A 10,576-nucleotide genomic window follows, 5' to 3' on the forward strand; every position below is an offset into this window, starting at 1 on the left:
CTATCACTCCATTCTGATGTACGAATCAAAATACTGCTCTTGAAAATCAATTTGTTTCCAAATCTCTTCCTCGGAATAATTCATATTATCTGGACAAACCACCCATTTTTCTTCAACATCATCATTTCTATGTACTACAGCAATAATTTTCCCTGTAAATACATCAACCGTAACATCGATTCCTAAAATATATGCATCTTGTTCCTCCCCATCTGGGGCCATAATACCTTCAACGTAGCCATAATTGATGGGATAATACATATCCTTATGCTTCGGATGATAGGAGCCAAGTGGTCTGTCTACGGTAACCGTAACCACTTTACCTATCATGGATTCCTCTTTCGGTTTATCCGCCCGCGCTTTTCCTTTGAATTCTTTTTCTATATGAAAATGTTCCTGTTTTCTCACAAGGTTTTCCCCATCAAAATCAAGTTCAATAATGTAAGGCATCCAGTCTATGATTCTTAAAAACGAATCACAGTTACAATCTCTGTCATAGTAATTTAAGATTGTACTTAATGCTGTTCCATGGGTGCCTATTACAACGCATGTATCCTCTCTCTTATTTTGATTTTCTATCAGTATATCTGTCAAAGCAGCAATATTTCTTTCCTGAACCATTGCAATGGATTCGCCACCCTCTTCATGAAAATTATGATTTTCCCATCGCATCTGAAACATCCCATGATTATTTCCATCTGGACCTTTTTCTCTTTCCTTGAAACGTTCGTCGGTGTGTATTTCCTTATCAAAGTATGCTGCACTATCTGCAATTGTATCGATACTTCGTTTATATGGACTACTATAAAAACTGTCAATTTTTTTATCCTTCAAAAAACTCTTCACCGACTGCGAATCCATTTTTCCTTCCTCAGTTAACGGTCTTGTTCTATCATCTTCCCAGTCATGTTCTGGTTGGGCGTGGCGGACAAAAATTACTTTTATCATATACTTCCCCCCTCAATCTATCTTTTTTCTAAAGTCAAATGATGAAAAAATGCAATATCTTTATATCCCTTCATATCACTTACTCGCATTTCCATCTCTACCATTTTATCTTGCCACTCTGCATCCTTATGAACTTCTTGGTTTTGCTGCAAGTCCCAGAAAGTTCTCATTCCCAAAGTTTTGGTGATTTTAAATTCACCACACCAGTTCTCTATATCTGAGTCATCATAATAGAAAATGGCACCATACTTTGACGCCATACCATCATTCCCATCTATCAAACTATGAGCGTGTTCAAAATCATTTAACAGTACAACCATCTGCATGACTCTCCCCGAACGGTTATGTTTAACAATTGATAATTTCCCTTCGGTTTTTAAGACTCTTGCAAATTCATTTATGATATCTTCTTTATCAGATGCATATTCCAAAACATTGTGACAAATAATCAAATCAAATGTCTCATCATCTATTTTTCGTAACTGTTCTGTACTCCCCACTATCTGCCTGTATTCATTGTTCTTCCATCTTTCCATTACTGATTCCTCTGATGGTTCAATTGCAGTTACCATATTATTTTTCGCTAAATAATCTGCTGTCACTCCGATGCCACTTCCGAAATCCAAAATCTTTTTTCCTGTAACATCACCTAGTTGAAGCCAGACAATTCGCTTCATAAGAATTTCCCATGGTTGTAAATCTTTTATTTCCATTATGACCCCCTAAATTAAAATTTGTTTTCTGTTTTTATAAATAACCTCTCGTAAACCGACTTTTTCCACCAATGACTTTGCTATTTGATAATCTGCACACAAATCCTCTACCACGTGCGCATCGAAACCAATCGTAATATATTGTCCTCCATTTGTTTTATAGATTTCTAATAAATCTATCCCTGGCATAGTCTCTACATGTCCCTTACGTAGCGAAGATGTGTTGATTTCGATGATCATATTTTTATCTAATAAGTTTTTGAAAATTTCATTCAAAATGGTTTCTGTATAATATATTTCCCCGTAATAACGCTTTGGAAAATCCATATGACCCAGCGAATCAAATCCGCCTTGTTTTACAGTCTTTAAAACCTCTTCCCAATACAAACTGTAAAATTCTTTTGCCGTATACTGCTCTCTCACCTTTTGACATGGGAACATGTTTCCGATCCAATGTATGCTTCCAATGATGAAATCATATGGCTTCTTCGACAATTCTTCTAGCTCATTCACATATAAATGCGGCTCTCCAAACTCAATAGCTGCACAAAGATCAATATTATTTCCATACTCTACTTTTATTTTATTATACTTTTCAAAGAAATTCTCTGAATTATAGTAGTCATATCCATAATCATTTTTATTTAAATCCACATGATCTGTAAAATTGTCTCAACATTTAAATCAATTGCCTTTTTAACATATAATTCCATATCAGCTTCTGAGTCACACGAATTCTCAGTATGAACATGTAAATCCTTCATATATACACCCTCTTTCTTATAATATAATCTCTCGGAATCTCTAAGCCAGTAAATCCAAGGCTTTCAGATCCCTTTTTTATTAAAATCCCCCACTTTTTTGTCAAAAAACACTTGACAGTTTACTCGAAAAATGCGGCGCTTCGCGCCTATTGATCAATAAGTACCGTTCGCTTGCGGGCGGCACACATTTTTCGATTGGAGGCAATTTTTTGTTACCTGTTAACTCTGGCGGTCATTCCGCCTATCAAGACTTTGTTCTTGAAAATCTTCGTAAATACTATCCTAATCCTGATTCTATTGCTCGTTCTACCTGGGATATCATTGATCGGTTTTGGAACCTTGACCTTTCCTTCACGGATGAATTCATGAGAGATAAATACTCCGTTTTTGGACCCAAACCAAGAACCCCTTCCTGCATGCAGCGTTCCTATCTGTTGTCGATTGATTTCAAAGTATCTTCGCTGACTGATTGGGCTGCTCAACTTAAAATCAACCCTCTCTATGCCATCTTAAGCGGCTTTGAATTCGGTGACACTCCTGGTGTTGGCACCTTTTATGATTTCCTAAATCGCTTATGGGATTCCGATGATAATCATCTTTCTCCGCATATACATCCTCTCAAGGCGAAGGTAAAGAAACCTAAGACAAAAGGTACCAAAGCTGATTCTGTTGAAAAGGTCAAAGTGGAACAACTACTTCCACAATTAGAAAACACTGCCTTTGACATCAAGGATCAACCATATGGTTCTCTTTTCATCCTTTATCATAAAGAATTCCTGTATCAGTCTGTTTCCAAAGGGCTTATTGATACCCAATCACTTGCCCTGGCTGGCGACGGAACTCCTGTCGTAACATCTCACAGAGAGCGTAAACATCGTGTCTGCAGCTGTGCTTCTAAAGGCATTCCTGACTGCAAATGTGACAGATATTTTTCTCAGCCTGATTGCGATATCGGTTGGGACTCATCCAGAGATTGTTCTTACCACGGCTATGACCTTTACATGCTCGTCGCTTCAGAAAGCGATCTGCCAGTTTTTCCATTGCTTAATCCAGCTTCAAAGCATGATTCACACGGATTTTTGCTTAACTTCTTCAGAATGAAGAGTTTTCTTCCTGACTTTACTATCACAAAGATGCTTCTGGATTCTGCACACGATGCAATGCCTTACTATGAGTATTTCAGACGGGCACATATCACACCTTTTATTGATTTGAATGGTAAAGGTGGCGTGAAGCTGCCTTACAAGGATGACTTCACCATTGGCAAAGATGGGGTTCCTGTATGCAGAGAAGGCAGACGTATGAACCATGATGGCTCTGAGCCTTCAAAATATCGTGTGAAATTCAAATGCCCTTTAGCCAGCAGAAAATATAGCTGTTCCTGTGAACACCCCTGCTCTGATTCTAAATATGGAAGAACCGTACATGTGGCAATGAAGGATAATCCAAGACTGTTTAATATTCCACCTCGTGACTCTAATGAATGGAAACTTGAGTATCATGCAAGAACTTCTGCAGAACGTTCGAATAAACGTGAGAAATTAGACTTTAAATTAGAAGACGGCAGACACCGCTCAACTAAGATGTGGTACTGCCGCCTCTATCACATCCTGATGTTACAACATCTGGATGCCTGGGATATGCCTTTTGAATCCGCCCTGCGAAAGTTGATTCTACAAGCAGCATAATCCGTTTTTATTATAACAAATTTTTCAGGCATAGCGACAGTTATGTCTATTTCTCATACTCTTTTTTTACTATTTATTTCATTTTGGATAATATTCACTTTTCAATGTCCTGTTGCCAGCAGTGCTGGCATGATCAATCAGAATTCCGAGAGATCATTAATCTTTTTAAAAAGCTATTTCTATCAATTATACATAATAATACTGTATATTTCATCCACATTTTTCAAAAGGAGTCAGCTGATATCAACTGACTCCTTCACTAACTAGTTAAACACATTCATCGCATCCACATATCCCTGTAACCCATCCGGTTTCAACGCATAAGACACATAATTTGCAGGCTCTTCTCTTGCCAATCTCACCAGATAACCTTCATCTTCTGGCTCATCAAATACAACCTGTGCATTTGCTTTGGCACATTCAATTACCATTTCATTATCATCTTTATCTTTCATAACTACTGCATCAAGAATCGAATCATAATAATACAAATTATAATCCATCCATTTCACCTCGAGTCTTAGCCAATCATCCCAAAATGCTTCAATGCATCCACAATCGCCTTTTCCTTCTCTTCCGGACACTGTAGTTGTTTCGCATCTTCTGACTTAGCCAGATTATAATTCTCCCCAACCTCAATTCCGCATTTTCTTTTCACCTGCGAAATATACAGATTAGAAACCTTCAATCCATGCTCTTTCAACACATAATCCTTTATCTCAGCATAGGTCGCTTTGCTCTCCGCACTTGTTGCATCCAACTCATCCAAGTCCAAATCAACCTCAATCTTATCACTCGGTTTTTGTTGGGACAAAAGAATAACCGTCTCAACATGGAACGATAGCATCAAATTGATGTCGGGTCTGTGTTTTGCTGATTTTCCGTGCGAGGGAATAGGTCGATAGTGGTTTTTATGGGTCATTTCCGTGCGAGGGAATATATCCACAATATATTAAAAGTCCAATGCGTTCTTGGGAACAAGTCAATGGTAGGATTTAAATTCCACCGCCTCTGCCGGCAAATACGGTAGTACAAATGCCCTATGAATTTTTGTTTATATCATCTTTTTTGACCCACCAACCATGACCGTCACGATACCCATTACGTTCCATAAATGGAGTAACGAGTTTGACATATGGTGTTTTGCATTCGCATTGCAGAATTGCGGCGACCTTTTCGACAAGCTCAACCTGCAGCGCCCACCACGACTCGTATCGTGCTTTTGTTTCAGGTGTACAGTCATCATCATCAGCCTCATCCATCAACCAGCCCGTTTCATTCCAAGCACCCGCAAGCGATGTAGCTAAAGCTGACTCAGCATAATCGTCACCAAGAATATTACGCCACTCTTCAGCGGATACTCCCGAAAGTGGCTCATTTCCCATTATCACAGCATCTTCGGGCAATTTAATAGAGTCTTCTTCATCCGTGGAATCGTAGTCAATATTTTTGTTATCAATGTGTTTTTTGATGACCTTTTTTATTTTGTCCAGTGGAAACGGAGCGTCTTCGGAAGAATGGTATTCAATGCTTTCTATTTGAGCAATTACTTCGTGGTTGTCTTTTCCGGCAGGAACAATAACATAATCGCCCGCTTCGAGAGTGTCGTCATCGGTCAGATAGCAATATGTTTTTCCATAATCATCAAACTGAACATTGCAAAAGATGTAGTCTGTCTGCTTGCGCAAAGGTTTTCCATATACTGACTGATCGAGGATTTCACCCATTCCGTAAAAACGCATGAAATCAAATACGGATACCGCAAAATCCGCGAAATCGTCAGGGAGACCGTTTTTGTCAAATGTACCGGTCAGGATTTGCTGTTCACCGTACAGGTAATCAATTATGATTTTGTAATCCTTCGTCTCCAGTGGATTTACGATGACATCGGGAGGATTTCCTTCGGTATGAACCATGAAATCATTAGCGTCGATATCATCTAAAAAAGATGTGATACCATCCTCAACATGATATTTCCGAGACACCTGACAGCCTGTGCCGATATTTTGAATATGTTCCAAGACCTCACTTTTTCTGTCTATCGTGATGTGTTCACTGTAGTAGTCCCAAGTCGCATATTCCCGTGTAGCGCCTTCGAGTTTGACTCCGGGCTTAATCTTCGTTAGACGATGATAGTCAATAACAATCTTTTCAATTCTGTCTGAATTTGACCTGCCATCAAAAACAAGTAATTCAGGCATATTAAGATTGAAACGGATTATATTGGATATATTATCCAACCCTTCAGAACAACCAGCGCAAAGTGAACCTCGAAAATGATATGACGCATTCTCCGTATTCGTAAGTGTCATTTCCCATTCTCCAACATCAGTGGCAAATGCCACATCGTATTCTTCGGAAAAGTAAGCACCAACGGTTTTCAAAATATAAGCAGCTTTTTCAGCTTCAATTTTGAAGTTCTTTGTGTGTGTTTTAATGTGCTTTGTTCCATCGCCGTAGGCATATGCAGAAAAGAATACTCTACCGTCTGCTGTAATGGAAAGATGCTGTTCAATTTCATCATCAGGCAACGGACAAGGACCAAAGCAGATATTGTTGGAAATGATCTGTATTTTACTTGCCATTCCTTCGAAAATGAAGGGGCTTGTATCATCGTCGGCTGCGAGACGCTCCAGCCTGCCAAAAGCAGTAATAAACCACGATCTGTTCTCGAAGGAAAGTATATTCTCACCAGGACCAGCCCAGTGTGTGAAATACCGCCATTTTGAAAAAATACCTGAGCCAAGGAGCGCGACATCGGTAATATCATCTATTATTTTATCCAGCTCGCGATAATCGTTAAAAGCATGGCTATCAGAGTAAGCTTCTTCAAAGGCTTTGCCACAGTCCATTTTGAAGCCGAGCGAGGAGCACTCGTCAGCAAAAGTGGGGTCTTCAACTTCACGCGACACAGTTTTGGTGTCCTGGAACTTGTCAAACCATTTCACCGCAAACGCATGAATATCCTGATTTGTATGCATAACTTCACCTCCTCGTTTATGCCATGTTTTATACTACATTTATTCCAAAGTGCTCTTCTAAAATTCTGTTGAGCTGCGCAGCGATTTCTACAAATTCCAAATTCAAGTCCAGCGTTTTCACACTTATTTTATTACCGCTCATCTGATAAGCATTGTCCGGCTGGATTGTTTCGTCGGTTTTGGCGTACAGAAGCATTCCCGATACTTTATGTGGTTTCTCTCCAAATTCTGAGTCTTTATTTTTCACATAGGTGAATATCTGGTACAGATTGCTGGAATGAAGGGTATGCACGTCAAATTGAACCTGTGTCGTATGTGTATAGTATTTTGCGTCCATAATCAGCACTTCGTTTCCCCTGGCAAGAGTAATATCGCTTTGCATTATTGGAAGCATTGTACCGATGCCATCGTCCAATGCCCATGGTATCTGCGATGCGCTTACATTCAATGCTGGAAATTCCTTGCTGTAGTATTCCAAGATAAATTTCTCATAAAGACGGCACATCCGCTGCTCATCGACAAACGATGCGAGCTTATATTCGCCTTGTTCCGTTGTCTGAAGCATTCCTTGCAGAATAAGCTGGCAAATACTGATGAGCATACGGTAGGTCTGGTTATTTCTTTGAAACCGGATTGTTGCCCATTTTATAGATGATGGCTCCAGTGTGTCCACGTTTGAAAAAAACAGCATTTCTTTCTTAAGGGCATCCTTGTGTTCGCTATCAACCTTTGAAAGGCGGAGCAGAATCATCACGGTCGTTTTTAGAATCTGATTTAACAGGTTGTTTTCTGATAGGTCATCGTACTCGCAGGACAAAACCCGCTGGCGAGCAATCTTGTTTTTGATAGTGCCTGAAATATCGATTTTACCACGCATAACCGCCATGTTTTCTGTCTTATTCAGATACTCACGATATAAACCCTGCTTCAATTGCTGCCCGATGCCTTTGGCGAGAATCGCAGCAAAGAGATTGTGCATATTCTCAAATTCCTCAGTCGCCACATCCTCAAAATTTGACTGATTCAGAGTGGTGAATGCATAGGAAAGCATATAGTATATGTTCTTGATAAAGATACTCTTATCCTTAATCATTGAAACACACCACGCAGAATGTTTTCCCAGCGTTGCAATTTTCCACTGTCATCGAACCAGTATTCACTCAGCATCGGTAAAATGTCATAGTCAATAATGGAGTTCATCCATTCGTCAGTGCAGATGGCCTGCCCACAAAAATAGCTATGTCCAATACAGAATCCTTTACCGAGGGATTTGTCAAGTGCGATTTCCTTGTTAAGCTCCTTTATACGTTCGATAAGAGTGTTGAATGTTTCATTATTCAAACCATTTTGGTATTTTACAAAGCCTTCGGAGTCAAAGCCCGGCTCGATTTCAAAAAAGCTGAAACGACGGCGGAGGGCATAATCAATCATAGCAAGACTGCGGTCAGCAGTATTCATCATGCCGATAATATAAAGGTTCTTTGGCACAGCAAACGACAAGCCGTTATATGCAAGTGTGGCTTTCGTACCACGATAATCACACTCAATCAACATAAGCAATTCGCCGAAGATTTTACTCATATTGCCACGATTGATCTCGTCTATGATAAAGAAGAAGTCCTTGTCCGGCTGGTTTGCAGCCTTCTGGCAGAAACGATAGAAAATGCCATATTTTAGTTCGAATCCGTCATTCACAGGCTTATAGCCCATCATAAAATCTTCGTAAGAGTAATTCTGGTGGAACTGGACGAATTCAATGCGGTTTTCGTCCTTTTCTCCAATCATCGAGTATGCGAGGCGCTTTGCTGCGAAAGTTTTCCCGACACCGGGTGCACCCTGCAGAATAATGTTCTTTTTGTTTTTCAGGACAGAAAGCAGCATATCATAGCGGCTCTCTGTCATGTAAACCTCATTAAGGAAGTCCGCCTTGTCATACTTTTCTGATTTTTCTTCTTGAATAAGTGGATTTTCATCCCGAATCATATCGACGATAAAATCATACTCGCCCTTTGTCAGCTTAAACAAGCTGCCTTGCGGATTGCTGAAATACTCCATTCTCTCCAGCTCGGAACAGCTTTTCAGCGTTTGATAATCAATCGGCGAGGAAAGCCCCTCGATTTTTTCAAAATAGATTTTCTCACCATCTTGTTCCGCACTAACTTTGCCAATCGCCACAATTTGTTTAACCGGGTTCGATTCATAGCCAATTATCATGTCTCCGGCTTTTGCTTCCAAGAAATTTTGGAAAATGCGACGTTTGTTGCCATTGTCATTATAGAGTGTATACGACTGTACTTCACCGACAACAATTTCCGAAAAACTCCATATTTTCGGATTTGCATTAAGCCACCAATAGCCATGTTCCTCTTCACCTGGAGCTGCAGCAACGTACAATTCCACTTGGCTTAGGTCAACCTTATCGAGGGCGGCAGATAATTCGTCTCGTAGTTTCCATATATAGCTGCCAGATTCATCTTTACCAGCATTTCGTCCAACATACAGGATCGGCCACCAGCGAGAGTTTTCTTCATCTCTATCCATTACAGGGCAGCCGGTTTTTTCTGCAATACGACGTGCCAGGGCAGAAGAACCGCTATTATAGAAGTTCTTCGTTTCACCGTATTTGATAGAGAGCTGGGTACAAGTAGCCTGCCCGCCATAGTCCTTCATACGCTTCATGATTTCAAGGCTCCCGGTTGTAAACACATCGGGGTCATTAAGAAGTTCTACCCACTCATCGACAGAAATGTTTGGCGTGTAATCTGTTGGGAACCAGTCGTCAGTGGCTACGGATTCTTTCTGGGAAAAGTAGCGACTGATGTAAAAGCCGATATCAATTGTAAGTGTTCTGTATTCCGGGTCTGGATAGCAATCCCCCGTTAGCTGGGATTTAAGCAGACTTACAAGTTCTTCATCTTTTTTGATTTCCGCACATAGCTCATCATAGAAATTATAGAAATTGCGCAAATTGTCCGCATATGCGCCTTTCTTGAATCGATAATCGCTGCCGAGTTCATCTGCAACAGTTTTTATCTCGCCATATTTATAAATATAGTATTTGTCGGGATAACGCAGCCATAAGTAGGTGCTGACGGCATTTTCATACTGATAATGCTGTCCTGCGCCGTTGCCATACTTTTCGAGCAAAATGGATGACTGGTCTTTAAAATCTGTAATTCTGGTAACGACATCCTTGCTTTCATCAAACAAAGCAAGGAACATCGCCCGTACTTCTTCAGGAGCCGTTTCCGCAAATTTCTCAATCATTCGCGCCGGAAAGTTATTCATGGACGCAAGCAAATTATATGTTTTTGAAAGGGAAAGAGTCAGCATGGCGGCAAAATCCGCTGCATTCACATCCCAATTGTCCTGAAAGAATTTTACTGCTTCCCACTTGTATTTCTCGTTTCCCCATTGGTTAGAAACGAAATTCTGCTTGTATTTTACAAGAGCGTCCTGCAAACGGAATTTCTCAAACATGA

Annotated in this window: 8 protein-coding genes and 1 pseudogene; 1 reads left to right on the forward strand and 8 read right to left on the reverse strand. The window is 40.1% G+C overall.

Features of this window, described 5'->3' with window-relative positions; genetic code table 11:
• Positions 1-3: 3 nt before the first annotated feature.
• The 3 genes from KNL20_RS16130 to KNL20_RS09190 are packed head-to-tail and all read right to left on the reverse strand — an operon-like array spanning position 4 to position 2,315.
• A complete protein-coding gene (locus KNL20_RS16130; protein WP_331468152.1) occupies positions 4-948 on the reverse strand; it encodes a histidine phosphatase family protein in 945 nt (314 codons plus the stop codon).
• Positions 949-965: 17 nt separating this feature from the next.
• Positions 966-1,661 (reverse strand): class I SAM-dependent methyltransferase, encoded by a 696-nt coding sequence (locus tag KNL20_RS09185; RefSeq protein ID WP_230397473.1) that lies wholly within the window; start codon positions 1,659-1,661, stop codon positions 966-968.
• Between the two features lie 9 nt (positions 1,662-1,670).
• On the reverse strand, positions 1,671-2,315 hold the full coding sequence (locus KNL20_RS09190; protein ID WP_230397474.1) for a PHP domain-containing protein: 645 nt from the start codon (positions 2,313-2,315) through the stop codon (positions 1,671-1,673).
• 319 nt (positions 2,316-2,634) lie between these two features.
• Here KNL20_RS09190 and KNL20_RS09195 point away from each other — a divergent pair, with 319 nt between their 5' ends.
• Positions 2,635-4,113, forward strand: a complete 1,479-nt coding sequence (locus KNL20_RS09195; protein ID WP_230397475.1) for a hypothetical protein — start codon at positions 2,635-2,637, stop codon at positions 4,111-4,113.
• A 263-nt stretch (positions 4,114-4,376) separates the two neighbouring features.
• Here KNL20_RS09195 and KNL20_RS09200 read toward each other — a convergent pair whose 3' ends face one another.
• From KNL20_RS09200 to KNL20_RS09220, 5 genes and pseudogenes are all read right to left on the reverse strand, one after another.
• Positions 4,377-4,616, reverse strand: a complete 240-nt coding sequence (locus KNL20_RS09200) for a hypothetical protein (RefSeq protein ID WP_230397476.1) — start codon at positions 4,614-4,616, stop codon at positions 4,377-4,379.
• 17 nt (positions 4,617-4,633) lie between these two features.
• Positions 4,634-4,948, reverse strand: a pseudogene (locus KNL20_RS09205) (23S rRNA (uracil-5-)-methyltransferase RumA); the annotation flags it as partial.
• 205 nt (positions 4,949-5,153) lie between these two features.
• Entirely contained in the window at positions 5,154-7,094 is a 1,941-nt protein-coding gene (locus tag KNL20_RS09210) for a hypothetical protein (protein ID WP_230397477.1), read from the reverse strand.
• 28 nt (positions 7,095-7,122) lie between these two features.
• Positions 7,123-8,187 (reverse strand): 5-methylcytosine-specific restriction endonuclease system specificity protein McrC, encoded by a 1,065-nt coding sequence (gene mcrC / locus KNL20_RS09215; protein ID WP_230397478.1) that lies wholly within the window; start codon positions 8,185-8,187, stop codon positions 7,123-7,125.
• Positions 8,184-10,574 carry an AAA family ATPase gene (locus KNL20_RS09220; RefSeq protein ID WP_230397479.1) on the reverse strand — a complete coding sequence of 797 codons (2,391 nt, stop codon included), beginning with the start codon at positions 10,572-10,574 and terminating at the stop codon, positions 8,184-8,186. Before KNL20_RS09220 ends, mcrC begins: the two co-directional genes overlap by 4 nt.
• Positions 10,575-10,576 lie beyond the last annotated feature (2 nt).

The organism is Novisyntrophococcus fermenticellae (assembly GCF_018866245.1).
Taxonomy (GTDB): domain Bacteria; phylum Bacillota; class Clostridia; order Lachnospirales; family Lachnospiraceae; genus Novisyntrophococcus; species Novisyntrophococcus fermenticellae.

What these genes read in the sequence shown, in the direction of transcription:
- KNL20_RS09220 (WP_230397479.1), bottom strand. Translation starts at nt 10,574, where the DNA reads ATGTTTGAGAAATTCCGTTTGCAGGACGCTCTTGTAAAATACAAGCAG.
- KNL20_RS16130 (WP_331468152.1), bottom strand. Translation starts at nt 948, where the DNA reads ATGATAAAAGTAATTTTTGTCCGCCACGCCCAACCAGAACATGACTGG.
- KNL20_RS09210 (WP_230397477.1), bottom strand. Translation starts at nt 7,094, where the DNA reads ATGCATACAAATCAGGATATTCATGCGTTTGCGGTGAAATGGTTTGAC.
- mcrC (WP_230397478.1), bottom strand. Translation starts at nt 8,187, where the DNA reads ATGATTAAGGATAAGAGTATCTTTATCAAGAACATATACTATATGCTT.
- KNL20_RS09200 (WP_230397476.1), bottom strand. Translation starts at nt 4,616, where the DNA reads ATGGATTATAATTTGTATTATTATGATTCGATTCTTGATGCAGTAGTT.
- KNL20_RS09185 (WP_230397473.1), bottom strand. Translation starts at nt 1,661, where the DNA reads ATGGAAATAAAAGATTTACAACCATGGGAAATTCTTATGAAGCGAATT.